This window comes from Kitasatospora sp. NPDC127060, assembly GCF_042724935.1.
Lineage (GTDB): Bacteria > Actinomycetota > Actinomycetes > Streptomycetales > Streptomycetaceae > Kitasatospora.
Genome location: NZ_JBHXEG010000092.1, coordinates 16,060 through 33,440, shown reverse-complemented (window position 1 = coordinate 33,440; position 17,381 = coordinate 16,060). Strand labels below are relative to the sequence as shown.

The following is a 17,381-nucleotide window of genomic DNA, read 5'->3' as shown; positions in this document are numbered from 1 at the left end:
ATCCGATAAAAAGCGCACGCCGAATAAGCACCAGGCCGCAACGCGAAAAGCGAAACGACCGGCACGAACCGGAAGTGGTGTTTCAAGGGATTGGCTGCCGCGGGACCGTCCGCGCTCACGCGTGTCCGGTGCTCCCTGCCAGGCAGCTCGAAGAACTGTACGCGCATCTGCGTCCGGATGCAAACGACCTGCAAAAGGGGGGCAGGCCGGGCCCCAGGTAGAGGGGTCCGGCCTGCTGGATTCGGCTGGCTCAGCTGTTGGTGGGGAAGCCGAGGTTGATGCCGCCGTGGGACGGGTCCAGCCAGCGCTGGGTCACGGCCTTGCCGCGGGTGAAGAACTGCACGCCGTCCGGCCCGTACGCGTGGGCGTCACCGAACAGCGAGGCCTTCCAGCCGCCGAAGGAGTAGTAGGCGACCGGCACCGGGATCGGCACGTTGATGCCGACCATGCCGACCTCCACCTCGAACTGGAAGCGCCGGGCCGCGCCGCCGTCGTTGGTGAAGACGGCGGTCCCGTTGCCGTACGGGTTGGCGTTGATGAGCGCCAGGCCCTCGTCGTAGGAGGCGACGCGCACGACGGAGAGGACCGGGCCGAAGATCTCGTCGTTGTAGACGGACATGCCGGGCTTCACGTGGTCGAACAGCGTCGGGCCGAGCCAGAAGCCGTCCGAGGTCGGGGCGCCGTTCCTGTCCTCGGCGGTGACCGGGTGCTTGCGGCCGTCCACCGCGAGCTCGGCGCCGTCGGCGACGCCGGACTCGACGTAGGAGGTGACCTTGTCGCGGTGCTGGCCGGTGACCAGCGGGCCCATCTCGGAGTCTCCGTTGCAGCCGGGGCCGACCTTCAGGGTGGCGATCCGCTGCTTGATCTTGTCGACCAGCTCGTCACCGATCGGGTCGACGGCGACCAGGACGGAGACGGCCATGCAGCGCTCGCCGGCCGCGCCGAAGCCGGCGTTGACGGCCGCGTCGGCGGCGAGGTCGAGGTCGGCGTCGGGCAGCACCAGCATGTGGTTCTTGGCGCCGCCGAGGGCCTGCACGCGCTTGCCGTACCGGGTACCACCCTCGTAGACGTAGCGGGCGATCGGGGTGGAGCCGACGAAGCTGACGGATTTGATGTCCGGGTGCTCCAGCAGACGGTCGACGGCCACCTTGTCGCCGTGCACGACGTTGAAGACGCCGTCCGGCAGCCCGGCCTCCTTCCACAGTCCGGCCAGGAAGTTGGCGGCGGACGGGTCCTTCTCCGAGGGCTTCAGCACGACGGTGTTGCCGGCCGCGATGGCGATCGGGAAGAACCACATCGGCACCATGGCCGGGAAGTTGAACGGCGAGATGATCGCGACCGGGCCGAGCGGCTGGCGGATCGAGTAGACGTCGATGCCGGTGGAGGCCTGCTCGGTGAAGCCGCCCTTGATCAGCTGCGGGATGCCGCAGGCGTACTCGACGACCTCCAGGCCGCGGGCGATCTCGCCGAGCGCGTCCGAGTGCACCTTGCCGTGCTCGGACACGATGATCGCGGCCAGCTCGTCGCGGCGGGCGTTCAGCAGCTCGCGGAAGGCGAAGAGCACCGTGCTCCGCTTGGCCACCGAAGCCGTGCGCCACTCGGCGAAGGCCGAGGCGGCCGCTGCCACGGCCTGGTCGACCTCGGCGATCCCGGCGAAGTCCACCTGGCCGGCGACCTGGCCGGTGGCCGGGTCGAAGATGTCGCCGCGGCGGGGCGCCGCACCGGCGGTGGCGACCGGCTGACCGCCGATCCAGTGAGTGATGTGCTTGCTCAAGTCCGTCTGCCTCCGAAGTCCCGGGCGGCGTCCTGCCACCGGTCCGGTCTGGCGCCGCCCGAGAGAGGGCCGGGCGACGGAAATTCACGGGGCTACCGCGCTCGTCTCCCAGTCTGGTGGCCGCCGGAGCACGGCTCAACGAACAGGCTGACGGGTATCGCGGATTCAGCCTTACAGGTCGTCCGGTCGCTACGCCGAACGCGCGAGGCGGGACGACAGCCGGTTCAGGACTCCTCGTCCTCCAGGTACGGGTCGTGCAGCCCGTCCGGCGCCTCCTGGGTCTCCAGTAGGTCGAGCCGGAGGTCCTGCGCCCAGGCGAGCGCCCACCGCTTGAGCCCGTCCACCGCCGCGGCCTCGACGCCCCGGGCGCGGAACCGGCCGTCCGCCGCCTCGGCCAGCGTCTCCAGCCGGTCGGCGAGCGCGCCCGGCTGGAAGTCCGGATCCAACTCCGCTGCCAGTGCGAGCAGCTCACCCTCACGGTAGTTGCGGGTGAGGGCGTGCACGTCGATCAGGTCGCGCGGCATGCCCCGATCGACCAGCAGCGCGGTGGTGAGCGCCGCCGCGTCCTCCAGGGCGACCACCGGCAGGACCACCGGCGGCTCGCCCGGCTCCGTCACCCCGCGGTCCGCCTCCGGAACGCCGAAGTCCAGCGGGACCGGCCGGTGGCCGAGCGGCTCCTTCCGCAGTTCCACCGAATGCGACCGCCCGCCCAGCGCCAGCCGTACGGTCAGCTGTTCCAGTCGAGGCGTTCCGGGCCGCTCGACGGCCACGCCGCCGGCCGCACGGTACGCCTCGGCAAGCACGGCGGCCACCTCCGGCAGGTCGGCCCCGCCGGTGGCCAGGGTGAGCCCGTCCTGCGGGCAGGCGGCGACGCCGTGGGCGCGCAGTGCGTGCCCGCCGGCCAGCGCCAAGCCGTACCGGATGCAGACGGGCCCGGCGAGGGCGGCCAGCCGCAGCTGGGCGGGGCCCGGTCGGAGGGACGCGTCGACGGCGTGCGGGGCGGTGGTCACGCCTCCAGTCTGACCCGGCCACCCGCCCCGCGCGCTGCCGCCGAGAACCGCACGCTGCCACCGAGAACCACACGCCGCCGTCGAGAACCGCAGAGCCGCCGTCGACGACCTCGCGCTGCCGCCGTGGTCCCGTCATGATCCCGTCGGCGCGGGCCGCCCCGCGCTACCAGCCCCCGAGCCCCGCCGCCGCCTCGTGCAGGGCCAGCTCCAACAGGACCGGGTCGTTGAGCCGCCCGGAGCCGTCGGGCGGCACCAGCCAGCGCACGCCCCGGCTGCTCCGCCCGGGGTGCGGGACGACGATCCAGGTGCCCTCCCCCGCGCAGCGCACGCCGGTGCCGACCCAACGGGCGGCGGTGCCGACCGGCATCAGGAAGCTGACGTGCTCATCGCCGAAGTCGGCGAGGACCGGACCGAGGCCCGTCCCGAGGCCCGAACCGAGGCCCGAACCGAAGGCAGGAGCGGAGGCCGAACCGGTGGCCGAAGCGGGGCCGGGACCGACGCCCGGCCCGCAGGAGCCGCCGTGCAGGCCGCCCAGCACGTCCAGGGCACCCCGCCCGAGCGGCCCGGGGACGGCGAGGACGTCCCATCGGCGCCCGGCCGGTAGCAGCACCAGGCCCAGTCCGGTGCGTTCCCACTGCTCCCGGAAGTCCTCCGGGTCCGCTGCCACCTGCGCGAGCCAGTGCAGTCCGGTGCTCTCCATGTCGCGTCCCCGCTTCTCGCCGTTCGTGCTGGTCGGGCGCGGCGGGATCACGAGACCCGCCGTCACCAAGGAGAGGCGGACGGCGGGTCCCTCTTACACGGGTCGCGGGCACGTACCCGGCAGTACCCAGCGGTGGCCGGCGGCGGCGGCCGACGGTTCAGCTGTCGAAGCCGAGCCCCAGCCGGTCGAGGGTGCGCAGCCAGAGGTTGCGGTGGCCGCCGTTGCGGTCAGCGCGCTCCAGCGAGCGGGTGGTGATCTCGATCCCGGCCCAGCGCACCGGTTCGGGCGGGAACGGCAGCGGCTTGGAGCGCACCATGTCCAGCTCGGTGCGTTCGGTGCGCTCGCCGGCGAGCAGGTCGAGCATCACCTCGGCGCCGAAGCGGGTGGCGCCGACGCCGAGCCCGGTGTAGCCGACGGCGTAGGCGACCTTGCCCCGGTAGGCGGTGTCGAAGAACGCCGAGAACCGGCTGCAGGTGTCGATGGCGCCGCCCCAGGCGTTGGTGAAGCGCAGCCCCTCCAGTTGCGGGAAGCACTGGAAGAAGTGGTCGGCCAGGGTGCGGAAGGTCTCCGGTCGCTGGTCGTACTCGTGCCGGACGTGGCCGCCGTAGTGGTACACGGCGTCGTAGCCGCCCCACAGGATCCGGTTGTCGGCGGAGAGCCGGAAGTAGTGGAACTTGTTGGCGCTGTCGCCGAGGCCCTGCCGGCCGCGCCAGCCGATCGCGGCGAGCTGCTGGTCGTTGAGCGGCTCGGTCATCAGCGCGTAGTCGTACACCGGCACGACGTACGGACGGACGCGCTTGAGCAGGGACGGGAACACGTTGGTGCCGAGCGCGACCTTGCGGGCGAAGACCCGGCCGTACGGCGTGCGGACGGCCATGCCGCTGCCGTGCTCCCGCAGCTCGGTGGCCCGGGTGTGCTCGAAGATCCGGACGCCCTGGCCCAGGCAGGCGTCTTTGAGGCCCCAGGCGAGCTTGGCGGGGTGGACCATCGCCACGCCGTCCTTGTCCCAGAGGCCGCCGAGGAAGGTCGGCGAGTTCACCTCGGCGCGCAGCTGGTCGGCGTCCAGGACGGTGAGGTCGAAGCCGTAGCGGGCGACGGCCTCGGCGACCTCGTGGAGTTCCTCGACCTGGTGGGGCTGGGTGGCGACGTCGATCTCGCCGGTGCGCTCCCATTCGGCGTCGATGCCGTAGCGCTTGAGGGTGGCCTCGATGGCGTCCAGGTTGGCGGTGCCGAGGCGTTCCAGCCGACCGAGTTCGCCGGGCCAGCGCTCCAGGCCGTTGCCGAAGCCGTGGGTGAGGCTGGCGGCGCAGAATCCGCCGTTGCGCCCGGACGCGGCCCACCCGACCTCGTTGCCCTCGACCAGGACGACGTCCAGTGCGGGGTCGCGCTCCTTGGCGATGAGGGCGGTCCACAGGCCGGAGTAGCCGCCGCCGACGACCAGCAGGTCGCAGCTGGTGTCGCCGACCAGGGCGGGCAGCGGCTGCGGCCGGCCGGGATCCTCCAGCCAGAAGGGGGTGGGCCTGGCGTCACTGAGCGCGCGGGCGGAGTCCATGCATTATCAGCCACTTTCTACGGATAGATGACGGTTCGAGCCACCGCTGACCGACCGTAGGTCAGGCGGTGGCCTTCCGGCGGTTGCCGAGCCACTGGCCGGCCACGGTCAGCGCGACCGCGGCGACGAACATCGCGGTGCCGATGACGTTCACCTGCACCGGGATGCCGCGCTGCGAGGCGCCCCAGACGAACATCGGGAAGGTGACCGTGGTCGGGCCCGAGTTGAACTGGGTGATGATGAAGTCGTCGAAGGAGAGCGCGAAGCTGAGCAGCGCGCCGGCGGCGATGCCGGGGGCGGCCAGCGGGAGGGTGACCCTCAGGAAGGTCTGGACGGGGGTCGCGTAGAGGTCCTGGGCGGCCTGTTCGAGCCTCGGATCCATGCTCATCACGCGCGCCTTGACGGCCGTCACCACGAAGCTGAGGCAGAACATGACGTGGGCGATGAGGATGGTGGTGAAGCCGAAGGGGATGCGCATGTTGAGGAAGAGCGTCCCCAGCGAGGCGGCCATGACCACCTCGGGCATGGCCATCGGCAGGAAGATCATCGCGGTGGTGGCCGAGCGGCCGCGGAAGCGGTAACGGGCCAGCGCGAAGGCGACCATGGTGCCGAGCACGGTGGCGCCGATGGTGGCGAGCACCGCGATCTGCAGGCTGAGCGAGAGCGACTGGCACATGTCGGCCACGCCGCAGGGGTTGGTCCAGGCGTCGGTGGAGAACTCGTTCCACTCGTAGTTGAACTTGCCGACCGGCTTGTTGAACGAGAAGGCCAGCACGACCAGGTTGGGCAGCACCAGGTAGGCCAGGGCGAGCAGCCCGGCCAGCACCACCAGGTGGGCGCGGACCCACTTCAGGATGCGGGACATCAGACCAGTTCCTCCGTCCCGGCCTTGCGCATGTAGACCGTCACCACGCCCAGGATCAGGGCCATCAGGATGAAGCTCAGCGCGGCGGCCGTGGGGTAGTCGAGCACGTTCAGGAACTGCTTCTGGATGCCGTTGCCGACCATCTGCTCGCTGGGCGAGCCCAGCAGCTGGGCGTTGATGTAGTCGCCGGAGGCCGGGATGAAGGTGAGCAGGGTGCCCGCGACCACGCCCGGCAGCGAGATCGGGAAGGTGACCTTGCGGAAGGTGGTGAACGGCCGGGCGTAGAGGTCGCCGGCCGCCTCGTGCAGCCGGGGGTCGATCCGCTCCAGCGAGGTGTACAGCGGCAGGATCATGAACGGCAGGAAGTTGTACGTCAGGCCGCAGACCACGGCGAGCGGGGTGGCGAGCACCCGGTCCCCGGAGGTGAGCCCGACCGCGTTGGTCACGTCCAGGACGTGCAGGGTGTTGAGCGCGCCGACCACCGGCCCGCCGTCGGACAGGATGGTCTTCCAGGCCAGCGTGCGGATCAGGAAGCTGGTGAAGAACGGCGCGATGACCAGGATCAGGATGACGTTGCGCCAGCGCCGGTTCGCCTTGAAGGCGATGGTGTACGCCAGCGGGTAGCCGATGGCCAGGCAGAGCACGGTGGCGATGGCCGCGTAGGAGAACGAGCGGACGAAGTGCCACTTGTACTCGACCAGGGCGTCCCAGTAGGTCGAGAAGTGCCAGGTGACCTTGAAGCCCTCTTCGAGCGACCCGGTCTGCAGCGAGGTGGACCCCTGGTACAGCATCGGCACGGCGAAGAAGACGACCAGCCAGGCGATGCCGGGCAGCAGCAGCCAGTACGGGGTGAGCTTGCGCCGCGGCTTCCGCTCCGGTTCCGGGAGCGGTACGACCTGTGGCGGTGCCGCCGGGGTGGTGGTGGTCACGCGGCCTCCTCCCCGGTGCCCGCGTCGATCGCCTGCGAGGCGTCCAGGGCGAAGGAGTGCGCCGGGTTCCAGTGCAGCAGCACGGGGGCGCCGGGGACGATCCGGGCGTCGCGCTCCATGTTCTGCTCGAAGACGGTGACCTCCTGGCCGCCGTCGGTGCGCACCACGTACTGGGTGGAGACGCCGATGAAGCTGGAGTCGAGGACGGTGCCGGCGAGCTTGTTGCGGCCCTCGGCGACCTCCTCGGCGGCGTGGGTGATGGTGATCTTCTCCGGGCGCACGCCCAGGTGGACCTGCTTGGCCCCGGTGGCGCAGCGGGCCTTCGGCACCGCGAGCCGGGTGCCGGCCACGGTGAGCAGCAGGTCCTCGCCCGCGCCGCCGGTGACCTCGGCGGGCAGCAGGTTGGACTGGCCGAGGAAGTTGGCCACGAAGGTGGTGCCGGGGTTCTCGTACAGGTCCGCGGGCGCGCCCAGCTGCTCGACCCGGCCGCCGTTCATCACCGCGATGGTGTCGGCCATGGTCATGGCCTCCTCCTGGTCGTGGGTGACGTGCACGAAGGTGATGCCGACCTCGGTCTGGATCCGCTTGAGCTCCAGCTGCATCTGGCGGCGCAGCTTGAGGTCGAGGGCGCCGAGCGGCTCGTCCAGCAGCAGCACCTGGGGGTGGTTGATCAGCGCGCGGGCGACCGCGACGCGCTGCTGCTGGCCGCCGGAGAGCTGGTGCGGCTTGCGCCGGGCGTACTGGCCGAGTTCGACCAGCTCCAGCATGGACTCCACCTGCTTCCTGACGTCCTTCTTGCCGCGTCGGCGCAGGCCGAAGGCGACGTTCTCGAAGATGTCCAGGTGCGGGAAGAGCGCGTAGCTCTGGAAGACGGTGTTCACCGGCCGCTTGTACGGGGGCAGTGCGGTGACGTCCTGTCCGCCGATCAGGACGGTGCCGCTGGTGGGCTCCTCCAGGCCGGCGATCATGCGCAGGGTGGTGGTCTTGCCGCAGCCGGAGGCGCCGAGCAGGGCGAAGAAGGAGCCCTGGGGGACGGTCAGGTCCAGCGGGTGGACGGCGGTGAACGAGCCGTAGGTCTTGCCGATGCCGGTGAGGCGGACGTCGCCGCCGGCCGTGTCGCGCAGCTGGTCTGTCATGGGGTGTCTTCCTGGGTCTGTCGGCCGGGGGTGGGGGTCAGGCGCCGATGAGCTTGGAGAACTTCTGCTCGAAGTCGCTCTCCTCGGCCTCGGTGAGGGTGCGGAACACGTGCGCCTTGGCCGCCATCTCGGGGGTGGGTACGACCAGCGGGTTGGCCGCGCTGTCCGGGGCGAGGGTGGCGAGCTCCTCCTTCATCCCGGTGACGGCGGAGACGTAGCCGATGCCCGCGACCAGCTGCGCCGCGATCTTCGGCTGATAGTAGAAGTCGATCAGTTTCTCCGCGTTCGTCTTGTGCCGGGCCTTGGCCGGGACCAGCAGGTTGTCCGTCGAGGAGATGAAGCCCTTCTCCGGGACGACGAACTCGATGTCCGGGTTGTCGGCGCGCAGTTGGATCAGGTCGCCGCCCCAGGCAACGCAGGCGGCGATGTCGCCGGAGGACAGCTCCTGGCCGTAGTCGTTGCCGGTGAAGCGGCGGATCTGCTTGTTGTCCACGGCCTTCTGCACCCGGGCGATCGCACCGGCGTAGTCGTCGGCGGTGAACTTCGCCGGGTCCTTGCCCATGTCCAGCAGGACCATCCCGATGCTGTCGCGCATCTCGGAGAGGAAGGTGACCCGGCCCTTGAGCTCGGGGTCGTCCAGCAGCTGGGAGACGCTGGTGACCTCCTTGCCCCTGGTCGCCTTCTTGTTGTAGGCGACCACGACCTGGATGCCCGCCCACGGGTAGGAGTAGAGCCGGCCCGGGTCCCAGTCGGGGGCGCGGAAACGGGAGTCGACGTTGGTGATCGCGGTGGTGACGTTCGCCGGGTTCAGCTTCTGCGCCCAGCCGAGCCGGATCAGCCGGGCGGCCATCCAGTCGGTGAGCACCACCAGGTCACGGCCGGTGTCCTGGCCGGCCGCCAGCTGCGGTTTGACCTTGCCGAAGAACTCGACGTTGTCGTTGACGTCCTCGTTGTACTTGACCGCGATGCCGGTGGCCGCGGTGAAGGCGTCCAGGGTGCCGTGCTTCTGCTTGTCCTTCTCGTCGGTGTCGACGTACAGCGGCCAGTTGGAGAAGTCGACCTCCTTCTCGCTCTCCGAGAGGTCCTTGGCCGCGTTGGCGGTCGAGTCGCCGGTCGCCCGGGGGGCCGCCGGGATCCCGCAGGCGGCCAGGGTTCCCGCACCGGCGGTCAGGGCGGCGGCGCGCAGCAGGCTGCGGCGGCCGACCGCGGCCCGGCCGCTGGTCAGACTGCGTTCCCAGGCCTTGCGGACCGGTTCGGGCAGACCGCCGGTGAGTTCGTCGAACGCCTTGAACGCCATGGAACGGGCCTCCTGGGGAAGAGGGGTGCGTGGGGGGAGCACCCCGGTCTGAGGGGTTATCTGTCTCCGAAGACGGTGCGGTGCCAGCCCTTGCGGGCCACCGCGGTGGTGTCGAACATGACGTGCTTGACCTGGGTGTACTCGTCCAGCGAGTACTGCGACATGTCCTTGCCGTAGCCGGACGCCTTGTAACCGCCGTGCGGCATCTCGCTGATGATCGGGATGTGGTCGTTGACCCAGACGCACCCGGCGGCGATCTCCCGGGTGGCGCGCAGCGAGCGGTGCACGTTGCTCGTCCAGGCCGAGGCGGCCAGGCCGTACGGGGTGTCGTTGGCCAGCCGCAGGCCCTCGTCGTCGCCGTCGAAGGGCAGTACGACCAGCACCGGTCCGAACACCTCGCCCTGGACGATCTCGCTGTCCTGGGCGGCGCCGGTGATCAGGGTCGGCGCGTGGTAGGCGCCGCGGGTGAGGTCGAAGCCGTCGTGGCCCTCGACCGGCGCCGGTCCGCCGGTGACGACGGTGGCGTAGGAGCGGGCGCGCTCCACGAAGCCGGCCACCCGGTCCCGGTGGGCGTGGGAGACCAGCGGGCCGAGGTCGGTGCGCGGGTCCCGCGGGTCGCCGATCCGGATCGCCGCGTACAGCTCGGCGACGCCGGCCACGAAGGCGTCGTAGAGCGGGCGCTGGACGTAGGCGCGGGTGGCGGCGGTGCAGTCCTGGCCGCCGTTGATCAGCGAGGCGGCGACGGCGCCGTGCACCGCGGCGTCCAGGTCGGCGTCGTCGAAGACCACGAAGGGGGCCTTGCCACCGAGTTCCAAGTGGGTGCGCTTGACGCTCGCGGTGGCCAGTTCGGCGACCCGCCGGCCGACGGCGGTGGAGCCGGTGAAGGAGACCATCGCGACGTCGGGGTGGGAGACCAGGTGCTCGCCCGCCGTGCGCCCGGCGCCGGTGACCACGTTGACCACGCCGTCCGGGATGCCCGCCTCGGTGCAGGCCCGGGCGAACATCAGCGAGGTCAGCGGGGTCAGTTCGGCTGGCTTGAGGACGATGGTGTTGCCCGCCGCGATCGCCGGGAGGATCTTCCAGGCGGCCATCTGCAGCGGGTAGTTCCACGGCGAGATCGAGCCGACCACGCCGATCGCCTCGCGCCGTACGTAGGAGGTGTGGTCGCCGGAGTACTCCCCGGCCGCCTTGCCCTCCAGGTTGCGGGCGGCGCCGGCGAAGAACGCGGCGTTGTCGACGGTGCCGGGGACGTCGAACTCGGTGGCCAGCTTGACCGGCTTTCCGGTCTGCGCGGTCTCCACCCGGGCGAGGTCGTCGGCGGCGGCGTCCAGGACGGCGGCCAGCCGGGTGAGCGCCTCGGACCGGGCGCCGGGGGTGGCGGAGGACCAGCCGGGCAGGGCGGCCCGGGCGGCGGCGACGGCGGCGTCCACGTCCCCGGCGGTGGCCAGGGCGACCTGCTCGACCACGCTGCCGTCGGCCGGGTTGACGACCTGGAAGGGCTCGCCGCTCCCCCGGGCCTGACGGCCCGCGATGTACTGCGCGCCCGCGCCGAAGTCGGTCAGGTCCATCTGGGTTCCTCCAAGTGCTCGCGGTTCGACCGCGCTGCGGCGAAACGCTTCCGCGGTGGGGGTCTGCGGTCCCGCTGACCTTGCCAACTGCGGGGTTGACGTGACAAGGGTCACTTCGACAGTCTCGACACGAAGGGCCTTACAGAGTGCAAGGCTCTTCGCAGGGCAACAGGTCGTTCGGACGATGGATGATTCTCCTGACACTCTGTCCCCTCCCCTACCGCCCCTCCCCCGGCCCCCAGGAGGCCCGCGATGCTCCCCACCGTCGCCCGAGTCCTCGACCTGGAGGTGATGCGGCGCGGCCTGCCCCAGGTCGTGGCCGGCGCCGACCGCCTGGAGCGTCCGGTCCGCTGGGTCCACGTCAGCGAACTGCCGGACGTCGCCGGGATGCTGCAGGGCGGCGAGCTGGTGCTGACCACCGGCATCGCCCTGCCCGAGGACCGCGAGGGCCTGGCCCGCTACGTCCGCGACCTCGACGAGGTCGGCGTGGCCGGCCTGGTGGTCGAGTTCGGCCGGCGCTACTTCGACTCGCTCCCGCGCGCCCTGGTGCACGCCGCCGAGCAGCGCGGACTTCCGCTGATCACGCTCCGCCGCGAGGTGCGCTTCGTCGCCGTCACCGAGGCCGTGCACGCCCTGGTGGTGAACTCCCAGCTGGAACAGCTGCGGATCTCCGAGTCGGTCCACCAGGTCTTCAACGAGCTGGTGGTGGAGGGCGCCGAGCCGCCCGAGGTGATCCGCCAGGTGGCCCGGATGGCGGGCGCGCCGGTGGTCCTGGAGAACCTGGCCCACCAGGTGCTCGCCCACGACACCGCCGGACGCCCGGAGACCGAGCTCCTGGAGGACTGGGAGCGCCGCTCCCGCGGAGTCCGCCCGCCCGGCCGTACCGGCCACGACCCGCGCAGCGGCTGGCTGGTGACCACCGTCGGCGCCCGCGGCCAGGACTGGGGCCGGCTGGTCCTCGCCCTGGAGCCGGGCCCGCTACCGGAGGGCGAGGCGCACCCGCACGCCATGCTGCTGGAGCGCGGCGCCTCCGCCCTGGCGCTCAACCGGCTGGTGGTGCGCGACCGGGAGAGCCTGGAGCGGCAGACCCACCGCACCCTGCTCTCCGGCATCCTCACCCACGCGCTGACCGTCTCCGAGGTGGCCCTGCGGGCCCAGGCGCTCGGCGTCCCGCTGGACGGCCGCCGACTGGTCGGCGTGGTGCTGCGCCAGCGCCGCGGGCCGATCCCGGCCGCGCTGGAGGCGCAGGCCCGGCTGCGCGACTTCACCGAGCTGGCCGCCGGCGCGGTCCGGGCCTGCCGGCTCTCCGCCCTGGTCGGCGCGCTGGACGACGAGGGCGTGGGCCTGCTGATCGCGCTCGGCACCCAGCAGGACGAGCACGCCGCCCTGGACTCCTTCTCCGCCACCCTGCGCCGGATGTCCGCCGAGGCCGGCCGGGAGGGCCCCGAAGCCCCGGGCCCGGTGGTCGCGGTCGGCTCCTCCGTCGGCTCGGTCCGCGACGCCCGGCGCACCCTGCTGGAGGCCGCCCAGGTCGCCGACGCGGCCCTGCACGACGCGCCCGGCGGGGGCCGGACCGCCTCCTACTACCGGCTGCCGGACGTCCGGCTGCGCGGCCTGCTCCACCTGCTGCGCGACGACGCCCGGCTGCAGACCTACGTGGAGCGGGAGTTGGGCCCGCTGCTGGCCCACGACGCCGAGCACAACGGACAGTTGGTGCAGATGCTGAGGATCTACCTGGAGCAGGGCCGGAACAAGTCGGCGGCGGCCGACGCCGCCCACCTGTCCCGGCCGTCCTTCTACGACCGGCTGCACAAGGTCGAGCGGATCCTCGGCGTCGACCTCGACCAGGTGGAGTCCTGCCTGTCCCTGCACGTGGCGCTGCTCGCCCTGGACGCCGTTCGCCGCTGAGCGCCGCACCCGGCGTCCCACCGCGCTGTTCGCATCCCGCTGTTCAGACCCCGCTGTTCAGACCCGGTGTTCAGACCCGGTGTTCAGACGCCGGTGATGCGCCCCCACACCTTGTGCAGCTCCGGCCGCTCGGCCGAGGTGACGTCGCGCATGCCGTGCAGCCTGGCCCGCATCTCCTCGGTCGGGAACACCAGCGGGTTCTCGGCGAGTGCGGCCTTGTCCTTGTCCCCGCTGTCCGCCAGCACCTCGCGGGCGGCCGGCACCGGGCAGATGTACTGGACGGCGGCGGCGAGTTCGGCGGCCACCTCGGGCTGGTAGTAGTAGTCGACCAGGGCCTCGGCATTGCGCTTGTGCACGGCCCGGTTGGGGATCATCAGGCTCTCCGCCCACAGCTCGCCGCCCTCCTCCGGCACCAGGAAGGCGATGTCCGGGTTCTCGGCGGTGAGTTGGACGGCGTCACCGGAGTAGGCCTGGCAGGCGAGCGCGGCACCGGAGGCGAGGTCACTGGTGTAGTCGTTGCCGGTGAAACGGCGCACGTGGCCGGTGTCGACCATCTTCTGCACCAGGTCCATCGCCCGGTGGGCGTCGTCGTCGGTGAACCGCGCGATGTCCGCGCCCTGGGAGAGCATCAGCAGCCCGAGCGCCTCGTCCAGCCCGGCGAACAGTGTGATCCGGCCCTTGAGGTCGGGCGCCCACAGGTCGGCGGTGGACTTCAGCTCCCGGCCGAGCGCCTTGCGGTTGTACGCGATGCCGGTGATCCCGGACTGCCAGGGCACGCTGCGCCGGCGCCCCGGGTCGAAGACCGGGTGCGCCAGCTGGGGGTCCAGGTTGGCGGTGACGTTGGGCAGGTTGTCCCGGTCCATCGCCTGCACCCAGCCGAGCGAGACGTACCGCCCGGCCATCCAGTCGCTGATCACCATCAGGTCCCGGCCCGGGTCCGCGCCCTGGGTGAGCACCGGGCTGACCTTGCCGAAGAACTCGTCGTTGTCGTTGATGTCCTCGGTGTAGGTGACCGCGATCCCGGTCCGCTCGCTGAAGGCGTCCAGGGTGGGCCGCCGGCCCTGGTCGTCGGTGTCGATGTACTGCGTCCAGTTGGAGAAGTTCAGCCGCTTGTCGCGCTCCGAGCGGTCCGGCGCCGAGCGGCGGTCCTCGGCGACGTACGCGGACGGGATGCCGCAGCCGGACAGCGTGCCGGCACCGAGCAGCGCGGCCCCGCCGAGGACGGAGCGCCGGCGCAGCAGGGACGGGTGGGAGGGTCGGCGGGTCGGGGTGGAGCTGCGGGACATGTGGGGGCCTTCCGGAGCGTGGGACGGCCCCGGGCGCGCGGGTGCGCCCGGGGCCGTCCTGGTAGGTACGTCAGACGGTGTGCGCGTCGGCCAGCGACAGCACCTCGTCCAGCACCGCGAGGCCGGACTTGGCCTCCTCCTCGGTGACGGTGCACGGCGGGACGACGTGGAAGCGGTTCATGTTGACGAACGGCCAGAGCCCGCGCCGCTTGCAGGCGGCGGCCAGCTCGGCCATCGGCGCGTTGTCGGCACCCGCGGCGTTGTACGGGACGAGCGGCTCGCGGGTCTCCCGGTCCTTCACCAGGTCCAGCGCCCAGAACACGCCCAGGCCGCGCACCTCGCCGATCGACGGGTGCCGCTCGGCCAGCTCGCGCAGGCCGGGGCCGAGCACCGTCTCGCCGATCTGCCGGGCGTTCTCGACGATGCCCTCCTCCGCCATGGCGTTGATGGTGGCCACCGCCGAGGCGCAGGCCAGCGGGTGGCCGGAGTAGGTGAGCCCGCCGGGGAACGGCCGCTCGGCGAAGGTCGCGGCGATCTCGTTGCTGATCGCCACGCCGCCCAGCGGGACGTAGCCCGAGTTGACGCCCTTGGCGAAGGTCATGAGGTCCGGCACGACGCCCCAGTGGTCGGCGGCGAACCACTCGCCGGTGCGGCCGAAGCCGGCCATCACCTCGTCCAGGATGAACACGATCCCGTACCGGTCGCAGATCTCCCGCACCCCGGCCAGGTAGCCCGGCGGCGGGACCAGGATGCCGGCGGTGCCGACCACCGTCTCCAGGATGACCGCCGCGACCGTGCCCGGACCCTCGAACGCGATCACCTGCTCCAGGTGCTCCAGCGCGCGCTCGCACTCCTGCGCCTCGTTCTCGGCGTGGAAGTTCGAGCGGTAGGCGTACGGGCCCCAGAAGTGCACCACGCCGGAGACACCGGTCTCGCTGGCCCAGCGCCGCGGGTCGCCGGTCAGCGCGATCGCGTTGGCGGTGGCGCCGTGGTACGAGCGGTAGGTGGACAGCACCTTCTGCCGGCCGGTGTGCAGCCGGGCCAGCCGGACGGCGTTCTCGACCGCCTCGGCCCCGCCGTTGGTGAAGAAGATCTTGTCGAGGTCGCCGGGGGTGCGCTCGGCGACCAGCCGGGCCGCCTCGCTGCGCGACTCGACCGCGAAGCCGGGGGCGATGGTGCAGAGCTTGGCAGCCTGCTCCTGGATCGCGGCGACCACCTTCGGGTGCTGGTGGCCGATGTTGGTGTTGACCAGCTGCGAGGAGAAGTCCAGGTAGCGGTTGCCGTCGTAGTCCCAGAAGTACGAGCCCTCGGCGCCGGCCACCGCGAGGGGGTCGATCAGCGCCTGGGCGGACCACGAGTGGAAGACGTGTGCGCGGTCGGTCGCCTTGACGGCCTGGCCGGCGGCTGAGTCAGCGGTGGGGATGCTCATGCCGGTAAGGCTAGGGCCGGCCGCCCCCGAAGTGCAGTTTCATCCTGTCAGCCGGACACCCGACCCGCCGACAGGGTGCAAAGCGACAGGGCCCGGGTCGAAAAGACCCGGGCCCCTTGTCAGTTCAGACGACCTTCAGCACTGATCAGATCGATCAGCTTGATCAGATCGCGGCCGCACAGCGCCCGACGGTCACGACCCGCTAGATCGCGGTCATACAGCGCCCGACGGTCACGACCCGCTAGATCGCGGTCATACAGCGCCCGACGGTCACGACCCGCTAGATCGCGGTCATGACGTGCTTCACGCGGGTGTAGTCCTCGAAGCCGTAGGACGACAGGTCCTTGCCGTAGCCGGACTTCTTGAAGCCCCCGTGCGGCATCTCGGCGACCAGCGGGATGTGGGTGTTGATCCAGACGCAGCCGAAGTCCAGGCGGCGGGACATCCGCATGGCGCGGGCGTGGTCCTTGGTCCACACCGAGGAGGCCAGCGCGAACTCGACGCCGTTGGCGTACTCGACGGCCTGGTCCTCGTCGGTGAACTTCTGCACGGTGATGACCGGGCCGAAGACCTCGTTCTGGATGATCTCGTCGTCCTGGAGCAGGCCGGAGACGACGGTCGGGGCGTAGAAGTAGCCCTTGTCGCCGACCCGGTGGCCACCGGCCTCGACCTTGGCGTGGGCGGGCAGCCGCTCGATGAAGCCGGAGACCTGCTTCAGCTGGTTGGCGTTGTTCAGCGGGCCGTAGAGCACGTCCTCGTCGTCCACGCCGCCGGTCTTGGTCTCGGCCGCGGCCTTGGCCAGCGCCTCGACGAAGGCGTCGTGGATCGACTCGTGCACCAGCACGCGGGTGGCGGCGGTGCAGTCCTGGCCGGCGTTGAAGTAGCCCGCCACCGAGATGCCCTCGACGGCCTCGGCGATGTCGGCGTCCTCGAAGACCACGACCGGGGCCTTGCCGCCCAGCTCCAGGTGGACGCGCTTGACGTCCTTGGAGGCCGACTCGGCGACCTGGATGCCGGCCCGGACCGAACCGGTGATGGAGGCCATCGCCGGGGTCCGGTGCTCGACCATCAGCTTGCCGGTCTCGCGGTCACCGCAGATGACGTTGAAGACGCCGGCCGGCAGGTCCAGCTCCTTGAGCACGCCGCCGATGATCTCGGCCAGCAGCACGGTGGAGGCCGGGGTGGTGTCCGAGGGCTTCAGCACGACGGCGTTGCCGGCGGCGATCGCCGGGGCGAACTTCCAGACCGCCATCATCATCGGGTAGTTCCACGGCGCGACCTGGGCGCAGACGCCGACCGGCTCGCGGCGGATGATCGAGGTCATCCCGTCCATGTACTCCCCGGCGGCCTTGCCCTCCAGCAGGCGGGCGGCACCGGCGAAGAAGCGGATCTGGTCCACCATCGGGCCGATCTCCTCGGAGAGGGTCAGCGCGCGGGGCTTGCCGGTGTTGCGCACCTCCGCGTCGACGATCTCGTCGGCCCGGGCCTCGACCGCGTCGGCGATCTTGAGCAGCAGCTTCTGCCGGGTGCTCGGGGTGGCGTCGCGCCAGATCGGGAACGCGGCGGCGGCCGAGGCCATGGCGGCGTCCACGTCCGCGGCACCGGACAGCGGCGACGTCGCGTACACCTCGCCGGTGGTCGGGTCGACGATGTCGAGCGTGCGGCCGTCGGCCGCGTCCACGAACTCACCGTCGATGTAGTTGCGCAGCGTGCGAAGGTCGCTCACGGGTCTCTCCTCGGTCTGGGCCTGCGGCATTGCAGATTCCGGCGCCATGGTACGTCGGCGGATCCGGCCTACGAAGGGTGCCGAGTGGCCGGGCCCGGGGGTGGCGCCATCCACTGGTGGCGGAACGCGCGCCGCCCTGCCGGGGCGCGCGCGTACCGTGCCAGGGTAGCCGCAACACTGCCGGGATCGACAGGTGGATCC

At 71.5% G+C, this 17,381-nt stretch carries 13 protein-coding genes; 1 reads left to right on the top strand and 12 read right to left on the bottom strand.

All coding sequences use genetic code 11. The features are described from left to right. Window positions 1-250: 250 nt before the first annotated feature. From ACFWIS_RS34665 to ACFWIS_RS34625, 9 genes are all read right to left on the bottom strand, one after another. Window positions 251-1,774 (bottom strand): CoA-acylating methylmalonate-semialdehyde dehydrogenase, encoded by a 1,524-nt coding sequence (locus tag ACFWIS_RS34665; protein WP_380453317.1) that lies wholly within the window; start codon window positions 1,772-1,774, stop codon window positions 251-253. A gap of 224 nt (window positions 1,775-1,998) precedes the next feature. Next, window positions 1,999-2,784, bottom strand: a complete 786-nt coding sequence (locus ACFWIS_RS34660; protein WP_380453318.1) for a nucleotidyl transferase AbiEii/AbiGii toxin family protein — start codon at window positions 2,782-2,784, stop codon at window positions 1,999-2,001. Window positions 2,785-2,947: 163 nt separating this feature from the next. Next, entirely contained in the window at window positions 2,948-3,484 is a 537-nt protein-coding gene (locus ACFWIS_RS34655; protein ID WP_380453320.1) for a hypothetical protein, read from the bottom strand. A 157-nt stretch (window positions 3,485-3,641) separates the two neighbouring features. After that, window positions 3,642-5,036, bottom strand: coding sequence for an NAD(P)/FAD-dependent oxidoreductase (locus ACFWIS_RS34650; RefSeq protein ID WP_380453322.1), 1,395 nt, complete (start codon window positions 5,034-5,036; stop codon window positions 3,642-3,644). Between the two features lie 61 nt (window positions 5,037-5,097). Continuing rightward, window positions 5,098-5,901, bottom strand: a complete 804-nt coding sequence (locus ACFWIS_RS34645) for an ABC transporter permease (protein ID WP_380453324.1) — start codon at window positions 5,899-5,901, stop codon at window positions 5,098-5,100. Then, window positions 5,901-6,830: an ABC transporter permease gene (locus ACFWIS_RS34640; RefSeq protein WP_380453326.1), complete on the bottom strand. Its 930-nt coding sequence runs from the start codon at window positions 6,828-6,830 to the stop codon at window positions 5,901-5,903. Before ACFWIS_RS34640 ends, ACFWIS_RS34645 begins: the two co-directional genes overlap by 1 nt. Next, on the bottom strand, window positions 6,827-7,966 hold the full coding sequence (locus tag ACFWIS_RS34635; protein WP_380453328.1) for an ABC transporter ATP-binding protein: 1,140 nt from the start codon (window positions 7,964-7,966) through the stop codon (window positions 6,827-6,829). The genes ACFWIS_RS34640 and ACFWIS_RS34635 overlap by 4 nt, the downstream gene beginning before the upstream one ends. Before the next feature lie 37 nt (window positions 7,967-8,003). Further along, window positions 8,004-9,263 carry a spermidine/putrescine ABC transporter substrate-binding protein gene (locus tag ACFWIS_RS34630; RefSeq protein WP_380453330.1) on the bottom strand — a complete coding sequence of 420 codons (1,260 nt, stop codon included), beginning with the start codon at window positions 9,261-9,263 and terminating at the stop codon, window positions 8,004-8,006. A 56-nt stretch (window positions 9,264-9,319) separates the two neighbouring features. Continuing rightward, window positions 9,320-10,831, bottom strand: coding sequence for a gamma-aminobutyraldehyde dehydrogenase (locus ACFWIS_RS34625; RefSeq protein ID WP_380453332.1), 1,512 nt, complete (start codon window positions 10,829-10,831; stop codon window positions 9,320-9,322). Window positions 10,832-11,083: 252 nt separating this feature from the next. Between ACFWIS_RS34625 and ACFWIS_RS34620 the strand changes: the two genes are divergently transcribed. After that, entirely contained in the window at window positions 11,084-12,739 is a 1,656-nt protein-coding gene (locus tag ACFWIS_RS34620) for a PucR family transcriptional regulator (protein WP_380453334.1), read from the top strand. Between the two features lie 83 nt (window positions 12,740-12,822). On the opposite strand, the gene ACFWIS_RS34615 is transcribed toward ACFWIS_RS34620, so the two are convergent. The 3 genes from ACFWIS_RS34615 to ACFWIS_RS34605 all read right to left on the bottom strand — a co-directional run bounded on the left by ACFWIS_RS34615 (window position 12,823) and on the right by ACFWIS_RS34605 (window position 17,210). Continuing rightward, on the bottom strand, window positions 12,823-14,025 hold the full coding sequence (locus ACFWIS_RS34615; RefSeq protein WP_380453336.1) for a spermidine/putrescine ABC transporter substrate-binding protein: 1,203 nt from the start codon (window positions 14,023-14,025) through the stop codon (window positions 12,823-12,825). Between the two features lie 70 nt (window positions 14,026-14,095). After that, on the bottom strand, window positions 14,096-15,454 hold the full coding sequence (locus ACFWIS_RS34610; protein WP_380453337.1) for an aspartate aminotransferase family protein: 1,359 nt from the start codon (window positions 15,452-15,454) through the stop codon (window positions 14,096-14,098). A gap of 280 nt (window positions 15,455-15,734) precedes the next feature. After that, on the bottom strand, window positions 15,735-17,210 hold the full coding sequence (locus ACFWIS_RS34605) for a gamma-aminobutyraldehyde dehydrogenase (protein ID WP_380453339.1): 1,476 nt from the start codon (window positions 17,208-17,210) through the stop codon (window positions 15,735-15,737). Window positions 17,211-17,381 lie beyond the last annotated feature (171 nt).